Source organism: Arcanobacterium haemolyticum DSM 20595 (genome assembly GCF_000092365.1).
GTDB classification, from domain to species: Bacteria; Actinomycetota; Actinomycetes; order Actinomycetales; family Actinomycetaceae; genus Arcanobacterium; species Arcanobacterium haemolyticum.
Genome location: NC_014218.1, coordinates 1,933,952 through 1,953,292 on the forward strand (window position 1 = coordinate 1,933,952; position 19,341 = coordinate 1,953,292).

Below are 19,341 nucleotides of genomic sequence, written 5' to 3' on the forward strand. Positions count from 1 at the left end.
CTAGCCATGGCACCAGGGCGCTGACGAAAAAATCACCCACACGCGGCGATAGGGCCATATATCAGCCTATCTCCGGAAATGGGTGATTTTTTCGTAAAAACCCGCACCTATGCGGCCAGCTCCTACCGTTTCAACAACACAAGCGTCTCAAAATGCTTCGTATGCGGGAACATATCAACTACTTGCGCGCGTTCCACACGGTACGCCGGCATGGCCGCCACGTCCCGCGCCAACGTTTCCGCATTGCATGAGGAGTACAAAACATAGTCCGGCCCAGATTCATTCAACCACGCACACAATTCGGGGCTGATTCCGCGCCGAGGAGGATTAACAACAACGGCCCCCGGCCTTTCCTCACCCTGTTCCGCGATCCACTCACTCACGTCAGCGGCCACAAAAGCCACACCTGGAAGATCGCGCGCCGCCACCCGAGCAGCCTCCACTGCCTGCTCCGAAACTTCCACTCCAATCACCTTGCTCGCATTCCCCAACTGAGCCAACGCCATCGCGAATCCGCCCACGCCGCAGTACAAATCCCAGGCAGAATCCACATTCTCAAGCCATTCGGCCGCGGTAGTGTAGAGGTGCGCCGCGCATTCGGTTTGCGTTTGGAAGAACGATTGCGGGCGCACATTCAGCGTCAGTTCGCCGCCTAAGCGCATGGGCAAAACCCCGTGGTCGGTAATAAGAATTTCTTCCTCACCTTCGATGATCGCCTTGCGCTCCGGCTGCACGTTCAGCGAAACGACGCGAATATTCGGTACCTCGCGCAACAATTCAGCACGGCGTTTGAACAAAATCCCTTGCACGCCACGGCGGCGGGCGACGAAGCGGACCATCAGTTCGCCGTCGAACGATTCGGTGATAATCACGTACTTGAGCGTGCCATGATCTGTGGCAGGCGAATACGGGTCCAGGCCGCAGGCGGTGATGAAGCGCGCGATGGACGGGATCGCGCCGCGGATTCCAGTGCTGGGAAGCGGGCAATCGCGCAGATCCACCCCGCCGCCCGCACCCAAAATCCCGAGTTTCGGCTGGTTCGCGGTGCCGGTCACAACCAGCTTGACCTTATTCCGGTAGCCTTCGATCTCCGATATAAACGGCTCCTCCCACACTCGCGCCGGGATCAGTTCGCGAGCGCGCGCCACCTTCTTCGCTACCTGTTCCGGGTATGGCACTGTGATGTCGGTGCAGGAATGGCAGCGGCCGGTGGTGAAATAATCGCAGTCCAGCAGCCCCGCGGTTTCGGGGGTTGTGGCTGGGAGGGTACGGTGTGCGGCGCGAGAAAGTGGGTGCTGAGGTTTATTCACGCACTTAACTTTACCTCCTACTCGCGGCCGAGGTCTGCTCCGGCGAGGAATGCGGCGACGTCGCGTTGCGCTTGTTCGATTCCGGTGAAGTGGACGGCACGTAGGCCTGCTTCACGGGCGCCGACGACGTTCGCGTACGTATCGTCGAAGAACAGAATATCGTGGCCGGTTCCACCTAGGTGGTTGATCGCGTGGTGGTAGATGGCGTGGTCTGGTTTGGCTAGGCCCAGGTCGCATGAGAAGAATGCTGGTTCGAACAGGGTGATCCACGGCTTGTTTTCGCGTACCCAGCCTAGGTGTGTGCGTGGGATGTTGGAGAGGACTGCGGGGGCTTGGCCATCGCGGTGCATGTGTTCTAGCCAGGCAACCATGTCAGGGTGGTGGGCGGACCAGGAATCAACATCGGCTTGTTCGGTGGCCTCAACTAGGCCTGGAATGGCACAGAAATCAGCGCCTAGGCGTTCGCCCATTGCGGCCATGTATTGTTCGAAATCTTGGGTGTTCGCATCCAACGGATCGCGCAGTTCCCGGTAGGCTAGGTCGAATTCATGCGGGTCAATACCTAGTTCGCGAATCCGGGCCGCTTCGTGAATGCCTGCCATGCCGGATTCGTTTTGGGCTTTCATAAACAAACCGAAAAGATCAAAAAGTAATCTGCGCATGGTTCTAGTGTAGTCGAGATGGTGGGGCGGGCTCTACTACCAATTCTGCATGCCCTCACCAGAGCTTAGCTGCGCCTAGTCCGGTTCCCACCAGCACCTCAGCGTCGGTTCTATGCACATACTTATCCACGATTACATACTTACGGTTCGGTAATGCTGACCATAGCCGGAATAGTGGCAAATATTGCCACTATTCTCGAAATAATCAGGACCGCCGGCATCGCCACTCACGATTTCGCCAGCAACCGCCAGTACCGATTGAAGCCACGGGATACCGGCGCCGCCCACGCTCCCTTAGTTTCTAGCATGACCGGAACGAGTCTATTAGGAGCCGATCTTGTTGCTGGCGAACTCATGCCTGAACTTCCATGCGGTTTCAGCATCTGGCAGGTGAAGTAATCCTCCACCGCGCTCGCCTATTATCGATTTCTTACGCAAAATTCACCCACACCCGGAGATAGGCTCATATATGACCCTATCTCCGGAAATAAGTGAGTTTTTTGTAAGTTCGTAAGATCACCCTGTTCTGCTAATGATAGGGTTTTAGCATCGAAACAGTGACGTTCGGAGGATCAAGAAATTTCTTGACCGATTCCGCTTCGTGTCTTTGCTGGCGTTATAATACTCATCGCATCATTGAACAGTTTTTATAACGCAACAATGTTCATGGAAGCGGCCGTAGAAGGTGAGGACACCCAAGCACTATTTATCTTGGACGTGTTGGATAATCGCCTCATCTATGCTTCAACAGGAGCGTTATTGAGTGTTATCGGGCTTTTCATGTTGGGCATGGCCGCATATAACAGGTTACGCGCCGACGCGGCATAAAAGGTTCAGTCGGTTCTCTTTTCCAAAGGCCTTAATATTCAAAACGTTCACTAAGACGATGGATAATATATTCCTTATTTTTTGGGTTTGTTCGCACCGGATCTGGAGCGGGCTGAAATCTAGGACCGGGCGGCTTGAGGGCCTCCCTGGGTTAGGTGCCATTGTTTGGCGTACTGCGCTGGCGGGACAAAGCCCAAGCTTGAGTGCGGATGACACGTATTGTAGCGCTTTGACCACAACCTGAGGCAGTGGCTGGCGTGGGCCGGGTCGTCGAACATCTCGTCTTCGAGTAGCTCATCGCGGAGGCGGTTGTGAAACGACTCCACGAATCCGTTGTGCCATGGCCTTCCTGGTGGTATGAACGCCTCAACAGTGCCCTCCTTGGCTGCCCACTTGTTCAGCTCGTGGCTGATGAACTCAGGGCCGTTATCCATGCGCAACACTCGCGGACGGCCACCTCTGGAGGCAGCAAGATTGCTCAACAGTTCAATGACTGACACGGCGGTAATAGACCGCCCGACCTCGAATCCCACGTGCTCACGTGTGAACTCATCGATGACGTTGCAGATCTTAAACGTCTTACCGTGGTAGTCAGTGTCGAACTGGAAGTCCAATGCCCACACATCACCGGGACACGCAGCTGGCTCAACCCGAGGGGTGGATAGGGGCAGACACCGCCGCTTGGGAGCCTTGCGTGGAAACACCCGCAGACCCTCCTGGCGCCATATGCGGCGCACGACATCGCGGCCGCAGTCAAACCCGGCCTCACGAGCCTTAACCCACGCGCGGCGGTAGCCCCAGCGACGATGGGATGCAGCGAAGGTCACCAACCAGCTACGCAACGAGGCGTGCTTGTCGGTGGCAGAAGGCCCGGTTGTGTGGCGTCGGGCGTTGTAGTACGCCCCGCGGGAAACCCCGACAACGCGGCATGCCAAGCGCACTGAGTACCCCAACGATAGGGCATGGTCAATCGCTTCGTACTTGCGTGCCAGGGTCAGAATTTTCCCTCTGCTAACTCCCTAAGCAGCGACTTTTCGAGTTCAGCCTCCCCAAGCAACCGCTTGAGCTTCTCGTTTTCTTCCTGCAGCTCCTTGAACCGCCGTGCTTCACTGCGAGTCATGTCGCCGTACTGTCTCTGCCACCGGTGATACGTTGCCTCACTGATGCCAAGCTCACGGCAAACCTCTGCCACGGTGCTGCCAGATTCCTTCAAGGACCTGGCCTTGTCGAGCTTCACCACGATTTGTTCGGGTGTGTGCTTCGAGAACTTCTTCATGCTCTCCAATCTTCCTGCCCCAACCGGGGCTGTCACGGAAGACACTCTCAAGCCAGATGGTCTAGTTTTTTCAGCCCGGGCCAGATCCATGTTTGATTCGAATGGATTAATAGCTTTACGCAAAACAGTTGCGAGTTGATCGTTACTCCCTGTTATTTGAGAGTAAGTGCGTTAACAAATTCTGTACGTAATGGTTCTTGCCATAATCTATGCAGTGGAAGTGGACAACATTAATCTCTCCCCACAGCTCTGCTAACTGTGTAGTAAACGCACTTTCTTGTAAGTGTTGTAAATAATTTTGATGAGCAAGTAATGCAAACTGCTGTTCTGCAGCTTCTGTGAGATCCTGGCGGGTAATAAGAATGCCCTTGCTTAGCCATCCTGTCGTTTTTCTCCAGCCTACGGGTAAATATCTTGAAAAAGGTGGAAGTGAATTTTTGTGAAATGGTCTTATGAAAAATCGTCACATAGCGGATTTTTAATCCACTCGATCGACCGTACACCAATGCTTCTTCAACATAAGCCATTTAATACCCTACTGAAGGTTACAAATCACCTTTCAGCATCGCGCTTTTTCGTGCGCCGGGTTGCTTGTGCGTGGGCGGGATCTTCGGGCCAGGGGTGTTTGGGGTAGCGGCCGCGCATATCTGCCCGCACGCCGTGGTAGGGTCCGGCCCAGAATGATTCTAGGTCATCGGTGATGGCGAGTGGCCGCCGGGCGGGCGAAAGGAGTTCGAGCGTCACGCGAATTCCGCAGATTTCCGGGGTTTTCTCCCAGCCGAAGGCTTCTTGGATGCGCATGTTTGCGCGCGGTTTTCCGCTGGAATAGTCGAGCCGCGAGGTTCCGAGCGGCGTGGCGATTCGTTCTGGGGCGAGTTCGTCGAAGAGGTGCCCGGTTTCCCAGGGCTTGAGTGCGTTGAGGGCTGCCGGGAGATCGATTCCGTGTGCGGTGACGAACGGGAGCAGCCAATCGTCTAGGGTTGCGTCGAGCGCAGCGTCACTGACGTCCGGCCAGGGTTCGCCGCATGCCGCATGCAGGAACGCTATTCGTTGCCTGACCTGGGAAGTTGCGTCAGTCCACGGGAGTCCGGTGATCCCTCGACGACGAACGGCAGCTTTTCGAACTTCTACCAGTTGCGTTGGGGAGAGTGTGACGTCGGTACGACTCAGTTCGATTTCTCCCAACCGCCGAATATTCACGCCCCGGATTTCGCCTCCGTCCACGATCTCCACAGTTTCCGTGATGAGGTGTTCCGCTACCATCACCGCAGTCTCCACATCAATAGGCGCGGCCGCGTAAATCATCGCATCCGATCGGCCTTGAGTGTGCCCAAGATCTGCGATAGCCAGCCATTCTTCGCCCACCAGCGGCGAATTTTCTGGCAGCACTGCCCCGCGCCCGTTCGCAAGTACGTATCCTTGCCCGCGAGCGCGCGCGATCCACTGGGGATGTGCCAGGCCGACGACGATTCCCACCGCATCGTCTAAGGCCCAGGTTCCCGTTTCACGTGAAACATTCACACCCGCGTCGGCTATCAGTTTCCTCAAACGGCGTGCTTCGCGTTCGATATCCGAGTTACGGCCACGCCTGATCGTTGCTGGAAGATCGGCGTTATCGATACGCATATCCGCAGACAAAAAGGCACATATGTCCGTTCCACGTGAAACACCCACATAGTCGCATCCGTCAATCAACGCCCGTGCTTCGCGGGCCCCCAAAGGGAAAGTCGATGCGCGCCTGCCAAGGGGCGTGACCGCACCGTCGTCGTTCATCAAACCCAAGGAACGCAACTCGCTGCATGCGAAATCGAGGTGGCCCGGATGCGGCGGATCCAGCAAACGCAAGCCGCTCATGCGCGGCGCGCCCCACGCGGAACACTGCAACACGGCATCGGTTAAATCGGCGGTGCGAATCTCAGGCAAGGCATACTTTTCCGCGCGAATAAGCGGAATACAGCGATACGCAACGCCGGGAGCCTCGCGGCCCGCGCGCCCGGCACGCTGAATCATCGATGCTTGCGACGCAAAAACCGTAACTAAACCACCCACGCCAGAATCCACGCGCGATTCGCGAGCCAACCCAGAATCCACAACCACGCGGACGCCCGGAACCGTCAATGAGGACTCGGCCAACGCGGTTGCCACAATAACGCGATCCCCGCGATACTCAAGCACGCAATCCTGCTCGCGCGAACCCAACTGGCCATGCAGCGCCATCACAGGAATATCCATGCCACTCAACCGGCTTGATACCGCGGAAATCTCACGAACGCCCGGAACGAAAACCAAAATGGACCCAGAACACTCGCGGCGGGCGCGGAATACCACCTGCGCAACGTGCTCAATAAAATCGTTCGCCACCACAATCGCACCAGAACGGGTATGGCTCAACGGTTGAGGGCCGGGGATGTCGTGAATATCAACCGGATGAATCTCTCCCGGCACATTCACCACACAGCCACCCAACAACGCGGCGGTCTGCTCCAACGCTACGGTAGCTGACATCGCAACCAAGCGAAGATCCGGACGCAATGATTCCTGAATATCCAACACAAAAGCGGTCACCAGATCGGTTTCCAGATCGCGTTCGTGGATTTCGTCGACGATAACGCACCCCACCCCGGACAGCTCGGGATCGGACTGAATCATGCGCAACATGACGCCAGGCGTCACCATCTCAATCGACCGCCCGGCCATGCTCTGCCCACGGACTCGAAAACCGATCCGATCCCCCACAGGTTCACCGAGCAACGATGCGATCCGCTTCGCGGCGGCGCGTGCAGCCACGCGCCGCGGCTGCACCACAATCACCTTCGAACCAGGCAAAAGATCCGCAAAAATCGCAGGAACAATCGTGGTTTTACCGCTGCCCGGAGGCGCAGCAATAACAACATTTCCTTCTGTTTCGGCAATATCAGGGATCACCGAGCACACCGGCAAAGCCGGCGGATCAGTTAATAAATCTGAAAAGTTCACGCCTTAATCAGCGAGCGAACGGCATCTAGCACAGAGGAGCGAACGTCTTCCAATGCCAGGCCATCATCCAACGCACGCAAGCCACAATCCATCAGGCTGCGCGTAATACGGGCGTTCATTGCCGCCCCAGCCGGATCGATTTCTTGCCACAATTGGACGACGATCATTGCCAGTTCACGGTGGAAATGCACTACCGACGGCGGCAGGCTTTCCATCGATTCGAACGCTTCGGGAGTCATTTTGGTAGCTTTCAGCACGTTAATCAGCCACTGGTGGCCAGTTTCCGCACCTAGTTCCATACTGACTTCTACTAAAGCAATCAGTCTATCCGCAGAAGAATCAGCCTGTTCCATAGCGGCCGTTGCACGCTCCTTCCACACAGGAAGGTAACGTTCCAACACCAATAGGCGGAGGTGATCTACCGACGGCACGTAACGATAAATAGAATTACGAGCAATCCCAGCTTTCTTCGCCACAGCACCCGCTGTAAACGACGGCTTTTCCGGGGACCGAAGAATTTCTTCGGCTGAGTTAATGAGCTTTTCGAACACGATATCGTGATGCTCTTTAACTGTAGGAGCTGAGATTCTTGGCACCGCAATTCCTTTCGGGACATCACACAAGTAAATAAATAGGGAACAAATCCAAGGTTACCCTGTTTTTCGCTATTCTCGCGTTCCCAAAGTCCCGCGTTGCCTTATGTTGTTTTCTCAAAGCGCCTTTGGGCATACCCCAAGTTCGTGGAAGAATAGACATATGGATTTTATGACGTGGGCACACAAGGTAGCTTCTTCTCATCCGGAATTACACGACGCCGTGATTTCGGCCAGCGATGAGTGGCTGGATATTTTGCTTGCCGATGGGCGATCATTCCGGTTCCGGCCAGGCGCACTTATCCGCGAAGACGCGGAAGAATCGGCGCGCACCGATATCCTCAACCGCCTCCTCACAATCGGCATTGCCCAGGCAACCCCGCCAGCAGAACCACCGGCCCCCACGGCTGCCCCCGCGGATCTTCCGGTCGCCTCCCCGCATCCGAGCCTCCTCAACACCGATCATGGCACGGACGTTTTGCCTCCGGCCCCAGATCCTGAACCGCTTTCAGCCCAAGAACTTGAACAGTCCCGTCTGATCCCGCTGGTCGATTCCGCGCCATATTTCTTACGTTCCCACCACGACGGAGATTCGATCGTCTACCTGCCACTCACGGATTTCATCGCGGTTGGCTTGGCACGCGAAACCACCCAAGGCCACCTTCCGTTGTTTTATTCGCAGCTTTCCGGAGATATGCGGGAGATTGGCGAAGTTATGTCCGACGCCGTTTCCCACCTTCGTTCCTACACCGGCGAAGAGCGTCACTTGATTGAGATGGGTGTGGCAAACGTGGGAGGCGCCCAGGTTATCGCGTTCATGAAGCCGGAGGGCCTCCAGTTATCGTGGTGGTGCGACGTAGATATGATGCATAATATCGCCCAGCACATTACCGCAGATCGCCCCGGCGATATTCCGCTGTTTATCCCCGCCTCACGCACACAGTTCTATATTGTGTTTGCGGACGATCCGCACCTGATCGACGTCGTCAAAGCACTACGCGACGCAAGCGATACGGAATCGATGGTCTACCCACTCCCCCACACGCTCGCCGCGGATGGCTGGCGCGAATGGGTTCCGTTCCCAGGCGATGAACTTTCCCGCGAACTCAGCGCCCTACGCACGGATCATCGCCGCGCCATCTATTCGGCTCAAACGGACATCATGAGCCGCTGGGGCAATTTTGGCAGCCTCAAAGACTACCGCATCATGGAAACTGACTCAGGCGAATCCGTGGGCGTCACCACGTGGGATGCCAGCGATTCCTCCGGATCTATCCCAGACACGGACATGATCACGTTCACCCGCCAAGAATCCCCACACCCGTGGGAAAACGAACCGGCCATCAACATTACGCTACGTTCACACGTTGCTCGCGATGTGTGGCCGGCCGGGTTCGAACGCGATCCTGACGCCTGGCCGCCGCGCTGGAACATCACCGGTTTCCCGGATGCCGACACGCTTGCCCGCCTCCAGGAATCCAGCACGCGCGAATTCTAAGATTCGCTAGTATTTAGGGGATCACCGGCCACCGGCGATCCCCTAACCCCTACTTGTTCTTTGTCCCGTAGAATCGGCCCAGGGTTTCTTCCTTGAATTCCCAGTAGGTGCCGGCTTTCATGTGAGCACGGATGTCATCAACTAGTTTGATGGTGAAGTGTTCGTTGTGGATGGTGGTGAGGGTATTGACCACCATTTCTTTCGCTTTGAACAGGTGGTGGATGTAGGCGCGCGTGTAGTGCGTGCACGTGTAGCATTCGCAACCTTCCACGAGCGGCGAAAAATCGCGCTTGTATTGGGCGCGGTTTGCGTTGAAGCGCCCGTCTGGCGAATAGATCGCGGCGTTGCGTGCCACGCGCGATGGGTTTACACAATCGAACGTATCGACGCCGTTTTCCACACCCACGAACAGATCGTCAGGTTCGGAGATTCCCAGTAGGTGACGGGCACGATCTTCAGGAAGTTCTTCGTTCACCCAGCGCACGATTGTGCCCAGGTTTTCTTTTTCTAACGCGCCGCCAACGCCGAAGCCGTCGAACCGTTGGCCGTCGATTTCCATGCTTCCCAAATCGCGGGCGGCCTTCCGGCGCAAATCTTCGTATTGCGCCCCTTGAATCACACCAAAAAGCTGCTGGTATGGCTTGTCTGCACGCTCTTCGGTCAGCTCTTTGTGTGCTCGCAAACACCGTTCCGCCCACAGGCGTGTACGTTCCAAGGCTTCTTCCTGGTAGCCGCGGGAATTAAGCAGGGTGGTGAGTTCGTCGAACGCAAAAATAATATCCGCACCCAGTTCGTGCTGGATCCGCATCGACACTTCTGGCGTGAAACGATGCTTCGAACCGTTCAGGTGGGAACGGAACCACACGCCGTCGTCGTCCACGTTCGCTAACCGCTCCTTGTTGGTGGCCACTTGGCCGTCCACGTGAGCCTTCCCGTTGAACTCTTCAGAAAGCACCTTCTTGAACCCAGAACCCAAGCTCAACACCTGGAAACCGCCGGAATCGGTGAACGTTGGGCCGTGCCAGTTTTCAAACGCAGCCACGCCACCCGCGGCGTCCACTACGTCCGAACCCGGCTGCAAATACAGGTGGTACGCGTTAGACAACAGGGCCTGCGCGCCGATTTCCCGCATCGTCTCAGGAAGAACCGACTTCACCGTGGCCTTCGTTGCCACCGGAATAAAAGCCGGAGTCTGAATATCCCCGTGCGGGGTGTGAATCGTGCCAGTGCGCCCAAGCTGCCCATCTAGCCGTGTATCAAGTGAAAAACTCATCACGTTCCTCCCGAAGAACTCACATCACAATTCGAATTACTGTACTGCCGTCAGCCACAGATACTTCTTGAGTCACAGGATAGCTGCCACCGTCACCTGCACCGATCGTTTGCCCAGGCAATAAGTAGCTATCGCCCATCACAATATAGTTCGCGGTAGATTCCACTACCGCGGCCGTTTCTTCTAACGTTCGCCCATCGCCAGTCACTTCCAGATCCAGGTGCCCAAACAATGGTAGCCCGAGCGTGCGGGCGCGCGTGGTTGGCCCATCCCCCAACCGCACGTTGATCCACAACGGCAGCGGGGCCTGGCCGTGAGTCAGCGAATCCGCCAACGCCGATACCATCTGCGGTGGGTGGATCACGCCCAGTTCGTGCCGGTACACGCCGATCGCGGCATCTTCGCGCATGAGCGCATCGGCCACCTGCGTGTAGGCGATGTGGGCGGACACCATCCGGTGCCGGCGCATGAGTTCGCTCGCGTTTTCGCCGCGCATCTGGTGTTCCCCGGCGATCTTTCCGTCTTCCAGGCCGGAAAGCGGCGCGAACAGCGTGATTGCCACGTGCGTGTGGTGTTCCGGCAGCTGCCCTTTATCGATCTGGAGCTGCCCCACAACAGGCGTAATCATCACATGGACGCCTTGGAGTTGGAAGGTGAGGAGTTCGCCGCTGAGGCCGCCGGTTTGGGCGGCGTCAATGTTCACCCATTGGGGATCGATGTCTTCGCCCCAGAGTTCGCGGATTCGGGCAACGGCGGCGCCGACGTCGATTGGCGCCGTGAAGAGTGCCGCCGCGGTGAGGTATTCGGGCGCGGTTGGGTGGATTGCGTTTATTCCAAGATGGTCCATGTGTTTCAGTTTACGGGAGCTTGCTTATGGTTCTCTCATCTTAACGGTGGTGTTCCGTACCTCAATGAGTGACGGGACGGCTTCGGGTACGGCGCGGCGGACGCGATCCCATGTTTGTTGGTCGAAGGATGTGAGGGCGCCGTCTGGAATAAAGGAAACTACGTCGTTTCGCGTGACTTCGATGTGGAGTGTTCCGCTTTGGTAGGCCACATATTTGGCGTCTTTGATTACTGCGGTGAGGACGGCTGCCGAATAGAGGATGTCGCGTTGTATGGCTTCATCGTGGAGGTTAACTGAGTGGAGGCTTACGGTGACGCCCTGATCCACGATTCCGAGGAGTGCGATTTTGTCACTGAGCGGCAGAGTTCTCATGAGCGCGAACGTGTTGGCTTGGTCGCCTATATAGTCTGAGACGTAGATTCTCGATTCGGCGATGTTGTGGGTCCGGTACGTAATGGTTGAATCGCGGCGCGTATCGAGGTTCAGTTGGTCGGTAACGGCCAGATGGTATGTGCTCCAGAATCCAATGGAGACGATCGTGGTTACGATGATCATGCTGATGATTGTTCGCCAGTGGGATATTCCGCCTCTCATGCTTGTCAAAATACCACCTTTCTTGGCTTCGCCGTAAACTTAAACCATATTTGCGTTTTTGATGGGAAGGTTTCTTGTGGCAGTTCCGTTTATTGTTGGTGCGTACGCATCGTTGCCTGCTTCGCGTTCTGAGCAGGAAGATTTTTATGGCGCGCTGGCTGCCCAGCCGTGGGTGAACGGCTTAGAGATTCCGTTCCGCGCGCGTATTTCTGACGACGTGGAATGGTTTGCGTCCCAACTTTCCGAACATTTTTCCACAAATATGTTGACTCCGATTCCTGGTGTGATGCACAAGTTGGGTGAGAATTCGGGGTTTGGTTTGGCGTCGAACGACGGCGGCGGGCGCGCTGCCGCTCTCGATTATTTATTGAATGCATCGTGGGCTATTAAAGAGGTGAATGATGCCGCGAATCGGCAGGTGTTTACCCATGTTGCGTTGCATTCTGCACCTACTGGTGGTGCTCATGCGGATGCGTTTGCTCGTTCGTTAGAAGTGGCGTCTCAATGGGATTGGGATGGTGCTCGTTTAGTGATTGAGCATCAGGATGAGTTTATCGAGGGTCAGGATCCGCAGAAGGGCTTTTTGAGTTTGGCAGATGAGATGCGTGTAGCCGCCGATCATGGGATCCAGGTGGTGATTAATTGGGGCCGTTCCGCGATTGAAGGCCGTAATCCGGATACTCCGTTGGCTCACGTTCAGGTAGCTGGCGATGCTGGCGTTCTTGGCGGTGTTATTTTCTCTGGCGCTCACGATCAGCCCAACAGCTTTGGCCCGGCCTGGAATGACGATCATGTGCCATTGCATGAGGACGAACCAACATCGCTCATGACCGCTGCCCGGGTAGACGCTGTTGCCACCGCTGCCCGCGCCTATCCTGTGTCTTTACTGGGAGCAAAGGTGAGCATTGGTGCAGATGTCCCACTCTCTACTAGGCTAGATATGCTTCGCCACATTGCGATGTCAGCAGGCTCCGTTACGGGATCGCAGATAGGGTAAAAGAAATATGAGTCAGCCAGCAAATACACCAAAAAACAACCGTACAATCATCATCGCGTTGATCGCCCTGCTCACAGTAGCAGTGCTCGTCCTCAGCTTTGTCGTCTCCGGCACCCTATCGTCCAAGGAAGGGAAAGCGGCGGCCCCGTCGTCGTCCACGTCGCAACCAAAGGAAAACACGGAAACGAAAAAGGAACTGACCCCAGAAATTAAAGCGATAATCGAACAACAACACCGCAAGGAATCGAACGATCCGCGTGCGCTCGGAAACGTGGACGCGCCCGTGATCATTGAAATGTATTCGGATTATCGCTGCGGGCACTGCCGCCAATGGTCTCTTGAAACTCTCCCAAAGCTACAAGACTTCATTGACTCCGGAAAAATCCGTATCGAATACAACTCGATGCCAGTGCTCGGCGACGAATCTGTCCTCATCGCGCAAGCCTCCCACGCAGCTGCACTACAAAACCAATTCTGGGAATACCATCATGAACTCTTCGCAAACGCACCCGAAGCAAAACCTGAAGCGCTCACGGAACTCGCCGGGAAAATCGGCATGGACACCGAAAAATTCGCAGCAGATCTGAAGGATCCAGAAACAGTGAAGGCAGTCGATACCGAACGTAGCCGCGGAACATCACTCGGAATCACCGGAACCCCGGCATTCCTCATTGGATACTCCTTCGTTCCAGGCGCCTACCCAGCCGACCAATTCATCGGAATCATTAACCAAGAACTCCAACGCGCAGAAAACCACAAGTAAATAAGGAACCCTATGTCTTTCAAGCGGTTTATTTCCCGCACATTCCAAAAATTCTCCCGGTGGCAGATGGATGTCGAACCGCTCCCACCCAAGGCAATCCTTATCGGCGCACCCCACACATCCAATTGGGACGCCGTCTACATGATCGTTGCTTTCTGGGATGTCGGGCGTGATCTGCGCTTCCTCGTAAAAAACTCCATCATCAACGGGCCGATCGGGCCGATTGCGCGCGCGGTAGGCGGGGTTGGGGTAGATAGGAACTCGAACCACGGGCTTGTTCAGAGCATCGCTGAACAAGCCCGCAAGGCCAGCGATTTCACGCTCTGCGTCACTCCTAAAGGCACCCGCGGGCGGCGCGAGTTTTGGAAATCAGGCTTCTACCACATGGCGTACGAAGCTGGGATCCCCGTGGTGTTCGGGTTTGTGGATTCTACAACCAAACGCTACGGCTGGAAAGGCTCCATGATGCTCACCGGCAACATGGAAGAAGATATGGACAAGATCAGGGCATTCTACGCCGATAAAGTTGGCGTGAAGCCCGAACTCACCTGCGTTCCACGCCTCCGTAACGAATCACCAATCGAGGAAACACGCTCATGAACATCACGCTCAACTCCGGCCGGCCCATCCCCGTTCTTGGTTTCGGCACCTACAAGATTGATCCGGCCGATGCGCCTAGCGTTGTCACCCAGGCGCTAGCGGTAGGATACCGGCACATTGACACCGCTCAAATGTACGGGAATGAGGCCGGAGTTGGGCGGGCGCTCGTGGAATCTGGCGTGCCGCGCGGCAGCCTTTTTGTGACCACCAAGCTCAATAATCCTCACCATGAGGAAGCCGATGCTCGGCGTACTTTTGCGCAGTCATTGGTAGATTTGCGCACCTCTTACGTGGATCTTTTCCTCATACACTGGCCGCTAGAAATGCTGTACGGCGGCGATTTCACCAGCACCTTCCGTGTGCTGGAATCGTTTGTGGCAGACGGGCGGGCACGATCCGTTGGCGTGTCCAACTTCCAGATCTCACATTTGGAAAAACTGGCTGCCAACGGCACAAGCGTTCCTGCCATCAACCAAATCGAAATCCACCCCTACTTCCAGAACCGGGCCGTTGTGGATTACTGCCGTGAACACGGCATCACCGTGGAATCCTGGTCTCCATTAGGGCGCGGCACCGATCTGGCCGATCCCGTGATCGTGGAGATCGCAAGCAAACACAACGCTACCCCGGCACAAATTGTTCTGGCCTGGCATCGCGCCGAAGGCTTCGTTGCCATCCCAAAGGCCTCCACATTGGCCCGCCAACGCGAAAATTTTGACTCGTTCAACGTGGTGCTGGATGCGGCCGACTTAGCCGCGATTCGAAGCCTCGATCGCGGCGAATCCGGCCGCATGGGCCCACACCCTGATCGCTTCGCAAAACTGTGATGGCCATGGGCAATACACACTCTGAAATCAGTGCCCGTGACGCCTTCGCACCCGCACTCAAGTTTCTTGAAGCCTACCTCATGTCCGACGATCGGAAAGTTGACGGCCAGACCGTCAGCCTCGGATCACGCCGCTACCGATTCGAACACTCGCTACGCGTTGCCCGCATCGGGCGGGTTGTGGCCCGCAGTGAAGGCCTGGACGAAGATCTGCTCGCGCTGGGGTGCCTGCTCCACGACACCGGAAAATTCGATTCACAAGTGCCGGTAGATCACGGGCGGGCGGGCGCGATCGTCGTCGATAAATTCCTATGTGAACTGGGGCTAAGCGATACGGAACGCGCGGACATCACCCAAGGAATCGCCATGCACACAGACGATCTGTGGAACGCGCGAACCGATAACGAAGGCACCTGCTGCGACGCCTACGGGCGCCCCTACCTCACCTTCGAATCCGAACCCAGCCTGCTCGCACGCTCCATCGGAGACTGCGACAACATCGATCGCTTCGGCGCCTACCGCGTTGCCGACACCCTCAAATACGTGCGCTTCATGGAAAAATCCACAGCCGAACAACGCGACTGGCTTAATACCTACCTACCGCGGCTAGACGCCCTGTGGACAACCGAATGCTCCACTCCAACTGCTACCCGCCTATGGCGTGAAGCAATCGACGTCCAACGCACCTACTTTCACCGGCTCGCCAGCGAACTCGGGTGAGGAAGCGGGCAGTCCGGCGTCGGCCTAATAATCCTCCGCCGATGCGTAATTCGCAAAGCGCGTAAGCGAACCCTGGAACTCGAGCTCAATATCATCAGAAGTCGGGCCTGAACGATTCTTACCCACAATCACCTGGGCAGGCGGCAACGCACCCATCTCATCGCGATCCTTCGGGCGGTTAATCAAAATAACCACATCCGCATCCTGTTCCAACGAACCCGATTCACGAAGATCAGACACCTGCGGCTTCTTCGAATCACGGCGTTCCGTTTCACGATTGAGCTGGGCGATCGCAATAATCGGAATCTCCAACTCCTTCGCCAGAAGCTTGATCGAACGCGAAAACTCCGACACTTCCTGCTGACGCGACTCCGGACTACGGCCACCCGACGTAAGCAGCTGCAAGTAATCAATCACAATCAACTGAATGCCGTGCTGCTGGCGCATCCGGCGCGCCTTCGAACGGATCTCCATCATTGTAAGATTCGGCGAATCATCCACATAAAGCGGCGCCTGATTTACCCGTTCAAGCGTGCGCGAAATACGCTCCCAATCACGCTGCTCAAGTTCGCCAGAAATCAGCTTCGACAGCCACACCTCCGACTCCGCCGACAACATGCGCATCGCCAATTCGTTACGGTTCATTTCCAGTGAGAAGAACGCAACCGGCTTATTCTCCTGGATCGCAATGTGGCGGCAGAAATCCATCGCCAACGTTGTTTTACCCATACCTGGGCGGGCCGCCACAATAATCATCTGATTCGGGCGCAGGCCAAGCAGCACCTTATCCAGATCATGGAAGCCTGTGGATAAACCAGCCAGCTGGCCATCGCGCGCCGAATTCATCTCCAGCTCTTCAACCAGGCCAGGGATAATTTCGTACAGCGAGGCGTATTCGTTGGACGTTTTCGAATCGCTCATCGAATACACTTCGGACTGCGCCAGGTTGAGGAGTTCGGCAACATCTCCCCCGTCCGTGGTGTAGCCGAGCTGGGCGATGCGCGTGCCTGTTTCCACCAGCCTGCGGAGCATCGCCTGTTCGTGGACGATCGTAGCGTAGTAGGAGGCATTTGCGGCAGTTGGGACCGATGAGACGAGATCGTGGAGGACTGCGCGGCCGCCAACCTGTTCCAGCTTGCCTTGGCGCTGGAGTTCTGCGGCAACCGTGATCGCATCGGCCGGCTGGCCCGCACCGAACAGGCTGATCACAACCGTGAAAATCGTGGCGTGTGCGGGACGATAGAAGTCTTGCGCATCGAGCATTTCGGACACATCTGCCAGGGCGTCTTTGCTCAGCATCATTCCGCCGAGAACCGAGCGTTCGGCATCGATGTCATGAGGCGGCGTGCGTTCAAACTGGGAATTGGACATGTCACTCACTAATCAACCTCATATATCTATATGTAAAAAATATAAATTTGTGGACTTCACCCTTTAATCTACACAAATTCATGAACACACAGGACAACATCCATTATCCACTATTTTTCAAGCAGCATAGCAGCTGCCCAGCAATTTCACATTGAGGTTCCTGACCGCCGACCCCCGCCAACCTCACCCGCCAGCCCCACCCCACACCCGGCAACCTCACCCCGCACCTACCAGCAGCCCGAACAGACCATACACTTCGCACCACTCCAGCAGATTCCACAGCCTGTTTAACCACAATATCCACCGTTCGCTAACAAACCAACACCCATATACACGGTTTTCTTGTCATTTACCCACATGAATCACATCTTTTTCCACACCCGGTGTGATTATTTTATGTAATTTTGTGGATAAACCCTGTGGAGCTGTGTATAAATCTGCGATAAAAACCAAAAGTTATCCACAGATTTTCAGAAACTTATCCACGCCTGTGTACATCTGATGTAATTCGCGCGGAAAACCGCCACAAACTTTTCCACCTGTGTGGAGAACCTGTGGTTAAGTTACATCTTCCATTGCGAGTTCCCCACACCGATGTGGATAAATCTCTGTGGATAATTACATGTTTTCCTTTCCACCTAAGCCCCACAAAGTCCACAGGTAAGATAGACGTATCCCTGCTTGAGGAGGCATGCGTGGCGAACGCCGATCTGACACACGTCGATTCATCAATTATCCGTTTAGCTTTACCGTCATTGGGCGCACTGCTCGCAGAACCCCTCTTGGTAGCCGCCGATACTACGATGATCGGCTGGCTCGGTGTCACTCCGCTTGCGGGCCTGTCGCTGGCCTCCACGATTCTCACAACGTTGGTGGGCTTGTGTATTTTCCTCACGTACGCCACCACGGCGGCAACAGCCCGTGCGGTAGGCGCAGGCAATGATAAAGAAGGCTTCCGCTTTGGCCTGGACGGGATGTGGTTAGCATTCGGCCTGGGCGCACTCCTGGGGCTGGCACTTTTCTTCGGCGGCGCAACGATTATTGGCTGGTTCGGCCCGTCGCCCGCCGTCGCTTCTCAAGCGGTCTCCTACCTCCATGCCAGCGCGTGGGGCCTTCCCGGAATGCTCGTGGTGCTGGCGGGAACGGGCACGTTACGGGGATTTGCAGACGCGCGCACTCCGTTCATCGCCGCCACGGCCGGTGCAGTTGCAAATATCCCGCTCAACGCCTTCCTGATTTACGGCCTTGACCTGGGGATTGTGGGTGCAGGCCTGGGAACTGCAATCGCACAAACCTGCATGGGCATCGCACTCGCCTGGATTGTGGCCCGCCGCGCCCACGCCGCCCACGCGGCCCTTTTCCCGTCTGGCGCGGGCGTGCTACGGTCGCTGTCAGAGGCAGTCCCGCTGATTATCCGCACGGTGTCGCTCCGCACGGCGATCTTGCTGCTGATCGCCGCCACTTCAGGCCTGGGTGCAGTCGCACTGGCCACAAACCAAATCGTGATGACGCTCTGGAATTTCATGTCATACGGCCTGGATTCGCTTGCCACCGCGGCGCAAATCCTCGTGGGCCAGGCGCTCGGTTCCGGCGATCACGCGCGCGTGCGCCGCATCCTCGACCGCTGCGTCCTCTGGGGCCTCTGGGTGGGCGCCGGCCTGGGCGCACTTCTGGTGGCGCTTTCGTTTGTGGTTCCGTGGGTGATGAGTAGTGACGACGACGTTCGCATCCTGTCCCGAACCGTGCTGTGGATTGCGGCTCTGGCATTGCCGGTGGCGTCCCTGGCGTTCATGCTGGACGGGGTGTTGATTGGGGCTGGCGATACTCGGCGTTTGGCGTGGTATATGGTGGCGACTTTGTGTGCGTTTGCACCGATTGCAGGTGTGGTGTTGTGGTTCCCTGAGGTGTTTGGGGACATCTGGGGAATGGTGATCTTGTGGATTGGTTATGGCGGCGTGACGATGGCTGTTCGGGCTGGTACACAGTATGTTCGTACGCGCGGGGATGCCTGGATGTATCTTGAGTCATAAGCTTATCGACTATTTCAGTAGCAGGAAGCGCACCAATCTTATTTCGCGCGGTTTGTGCAATGGGATGCAGCGTCGAATAGATCGATTGCAGTAAAAGGCACTGTCGCTGGTGACGCTACTAACGAGATACGGGAAATACGGGGAGATCTTACTCTATAGCGAAGACTTCCCCATATT

18 protein-coding genes are annotated in these 19,341 nt (G+C 56.2%); 9 read left to right on the forward strand and 9 right to left on the reverse strand.

Annotated elements, in window-relative coordinates:
- Nucleotides 1-122: 122 nt before the first annotated feature.
- Together rlmC and ARCH_RS09500 are read right to left on the reverse strand one after the other, a co-directional pair.
- Nucleotides 123-1,310 carry a 23S rRNA (uracil(747)-C(5))-methyltransferase RlmC gene (rlmC, locus tag ARCH_RS08930; protein ID WP_013170942.1) on the reverse strand — a complete coding sequence of 396 codons (1,188 nt, stop codon included), beginning with the start codon at nucleotides 1,308-1,310 and terminating at the stop codon, nucleotides 123-125.
- Nucleotides 1,311-1,327: 17 nt separating this feature from the next.
- Entirely contained in the window at nucleotides 1,328-1,972 is a 645-nt protein-coding gene (locus ARCH_RS09500) for an HAD-IA family hydrolase (RefSeq protein WP_013170943.1), read from the reverse strand.
- A 174-nt stretch (nucleotides 1,973-2,146) separates the two neighbouring features.
- On the opposite strand from ARCH_RS09500, the gene ARCH_RS08940 reads away from it, so the two are divergent.
- Both ARCH_RS08940 and ARCH_RS10165 read left to right on the forward strand, forming a co-directional pair.
- Nucleotides 2,147-2,371, forward strand: coding sequence for a hypothetical protein (locus ARCH_RS08940; RefSeq protein WP_145961598.1), 225 nt, complete (start codon nucleotides 2,147-2,149; stop codon nucleotides 2,369-2,371).
- A gap of 261 nt (nucleotides 2,372-2,632) precedes the next feature.
- On the forward strand, nucleotides 2,633-2,800 hold the full coding sequence (locus ARCH_RS10165) for a hypothetical protein (RefSeq protein WP_013170945.1): 168 nt from the start codon (nucleotides 2,633-2,635) through the stop codon (nucleotides 2,798-2,800).
- Between the two features lie 119 nt (nucleotides 2,801-2,919).
- On the opposite strand, the gene ARCH_RS08945 is transcribed toward ARCH_RS10165, so the two are convergent.
- The 3 genes from ARCH_RS08945 to ARCH_RS08960 form a co-directional block, all read right to left on the reverse strand.
- Nucleotides 2,920-4,076 (reverse strand): IS3 family transposase gene (locus ARCH_RS08945; protein WP_389400668.1). Its coding sequence is split into 2 segments (ribosomal slippage): nucleotides 2,920-3,800 and nucleotides 3,800-4,076, totalling 1,158 coding nucleotides; the frame shifts between segments, so codons are not numbered across the junction.
- Nucleotides 4,077-4,628: 552 nt separating this feature from the next.
- Entirely contained in the window at nucleotides 4,629-7,052 is a 2,424-nt protein-coding gene (gene hrpB / locus ARCH_RS08955; RefSeq protein ID WP_013170946.1) for an ATP-dependent helicase HrpB, read from the reverse strand.
- Entirely contained in the window at nucleotides 7,049-7,648 is a 600-nt protein-coding gene (locus ARCH_RS08960) for a TetR/AcrR family transcriptional regulator (RefSeq protein WP_013170947.1), read from the reverse strand. Before ARCH_RS08960 ends, hrpB begins: the two co-directional genes overlap by 4 nt.
- Before the next feature lie 160 nt (nucleotides 7,649-7,808).
- Here ARCH_RS08960 and ARCH_RS08965 point away from each other — a divergent pair, with 160 nt between their 5' ends.
- Nucleotides 7,809-9,143 carry a hypothetical protein gene (locus ARCH_RS08965; RefSeq protein WP_013170948.1) on the forward strand — a complete coding sequence of 445 codons (1,335 nt, stop codon included), beginning with the start codon at nucleotides 7,809-7,811 and terminating at the stop codon, nucleotides 9,141-9,143.
- A 49-nt stretch (nucleotides 9,144-9,192) separates the two neighbouring features.
- Here the strand turns inward: ARCH_RS08965 and tgt are convergent, their stop codons facing one another.
- From tgt to ARCH_RS08980, 3 genes are read right to left on the reverse strand one after another with little or no spacing between them, the layout of a single operon-like run.
- A complete protein-coding gene (tgt, locus tag ARCH_RS08970) occupies nucleotides 9,193-10,416 on the reverse strand; it encodes a tRNA guanosine(34) transglycosylase Tgt (RefSeq protein ID WP_013170949.1) in 1,224 nt (407 codons plus the stop codon).
- Nucleotides 10,417-10,435: 19 nt separating this feature from the next.
- Complete coding sequence (locus ARCH_RS08975) at nucleotides 10,436-11,263, reverse strand: DUF4261 domain-containing protein (RefSeq protein ID WP_013170950.1); 828 nt, start codon at nucleotides 11,261-11,263, stop codon at nucleotides 10,436-10,438.
- A 24-nt stretch (nucleotides 11,264-11,287) separates the two neighbouring features.
- Nucleotides 11,288-11,866 carry a hypothetical protein gene (locus tag ARCH_RS08980; RefSeq protein ID WP_145961597.1) on the reverse strand — a complete coding sequence of 193 codons (579 nt, stop codon included), beginning with the start codon at nucleotides 11,864-11,866 and terminating at the stop codon, nucleotides 11,288-11,290.
- A gap of 67 nt (nucleotides 11,867-11,933) precedes the next feature.
- On the opposite strand from ARCH_RS08980, the gene ARCH_RS08985 reads away from it, so the two are divergent.
- From ARCH_RS08985 to ARCH_RS09005, 5 genes are read left to right on the forward strand one after another with little or no spacing between them, the layout of a single operon-like run.
- Nucleotides 11,934-12,854 (forward strand): DUF4862 family protein, encoded by a 921-nt coding sequence (locus tag ARCH_RS08985; RefSeq protein ID WP_013170952.1) that lies wholly within the window; start codon nucleotides 11,934-11,936, stop codon nucleotides 12,852-12,854.
- A gap of 7 nt (nucleotides 12,855-12,861) precedes the next feature.
- Nucleotides 12,862-13,617, forward strand: coding sequence for a DsbA family protein (locus ARCH_RS08990; RefSeq protein WP_013170953.1), 756 nt, complete (start codon nucleotides 12,862-12,864; stop codon nucleotides 13,615-13,617).
- Nucleotides 13,618-13,629: 12 nt separating this feature from the next.
- Entirely contained in the window at nucleotides 13,630-14,217 is a 588-nt protein-coding gene (locus ARCH_RS08995) for a 1-acyl-sn-glycerol-3-phosphate acyltransferase (protein WP_013170954.1), read from the forward strand.
- Entirely contained in the window at nucleotides 14,214-15,044 is an 831-nt protein-coding gene (locus ARCH_RS09000) for an aldo/keto reductase (protein WP_013170955.1), read from the forward strand. Before ARCH_RS08995 ends, ARCH_RS09000 begins: the two co-directional genes overlap by 4 nt.
- A gap of 5 nt (nucleotides 15,045-15,049) precedes the next feature.
- Nucleotides 15,050-15,763, forward strand: coding sequence for an HD domain-containing protein (locus ARCH_RS09005; RefSeq protein WP_170121722.1), 714 nt, complete (start codon nucleotides 15,050-15,052; stop codon nucleotides 15,761-15,763).
- Between the two features lie 24 nt (nucleotides 15,764-15,787).
- Here ARCH_RS09005 and dnaB read toward each other — a convergent pair whose 3' ends face one another.
- Nucleotides 15,788-17,134, reverse strand: coding sequence for a replicative DNA helicase (dnaB, locus tag ARCH_RS09010; RefSeq protein ID WP_111724864.1), 1,347 nt, complete (start codon nucleotides 17,132-17,134; stop codon nucleotides 15,788-15,790).
- Nucleotides 17,135-17,829: 695 nt separating this feature from the next.
- On the opposite strand from dnaB, the gene ARCH_RS09015 reads away from it, so the two are divergent.
- Entirely contained in the window at nucleotides 17,830-19,164 is a 1,335-nt protein-coding gene (locus ARCH_RS09015; protein ID WP_013170958.1) for an MATE family efflux transporter, read from the forward strand.
- Nucleotides 19,165-19,341: the final 177 nt, after the last annotated feature.

Excerpts from the sequence above, each read along its gene's own strand:
- ARCH_RS09500 (WP_013170943.1), bottom strand. The coding sequence starts at position 1,972 with ATGCGCAGATTACTTTTTGATCTTTTCGGTTTGTTTATGAAAGCCCAA.
- ARCH_RS10165 (WP_013170945.1), top strand. The coding sequence starts at position 2,633 with ATGTTCATGGAAGCGGCCGTAGAAGGTGAGGACACCCAAGCACTATTT.
- ARCH_RS08965 (WP_013170948.1), top strand. The coding sequence starts at position 7,809 with ATGGATTTTATGACGTGGGCACACAAGGTAGCTTCTTCTCATCCGGAA.
- tgt (WP_013170949.1), bottom strand. The coding sequence starts at position 10,416 with ATGAGTTTTTCACTTGATACACGGCTAGATGGGCAGCTTGGGCGCACT.
- ARCH_RS08975 (WP_013170950.1), bottom strand. The coding sequence starts at position 11,263 with ATGGACCATCTTGGAATAAACGCAATCCACCCAACCGCGCCCGAATAC.
- ARCH_RS08990 (WP_013170953.1), top strand. The coding sequence starts at position 12,862 with ATGAGTCAGCCAGCAAATACACCAAAAAACAACCGTACAATCATCATC.
- ARCH_RS08995 (WP_013170954.1), top strand. The coding sequence starts at position 13,630 with ATGTCTTTCAAGCGGTTTATTTCCCGCACATTCCAAAAATTCTCCCGG.
- ARCH_RS09000 (WP_013170955.1), top strand. The coding sequence starts at position 14,214 with ATGAACATCACGCTCAACTCCGGCCGGCCCATCCCCGTTCTTGGTTTC.
- ARCH_RS09005 (WP_170121722.1), top strand. The coding sequence starts at position 15,050 with ATGGGCAATACACACTCTGAAATCAGTGCCCGTGACGCCTTCGCACCC.
- dnaB (WP_111724864.1), bottom strand. The coding sequence starts at position 17,134 with ATGTCCAATTCCCAGTTTGAACGCACGCCGCCTCATGACATCGATGCC.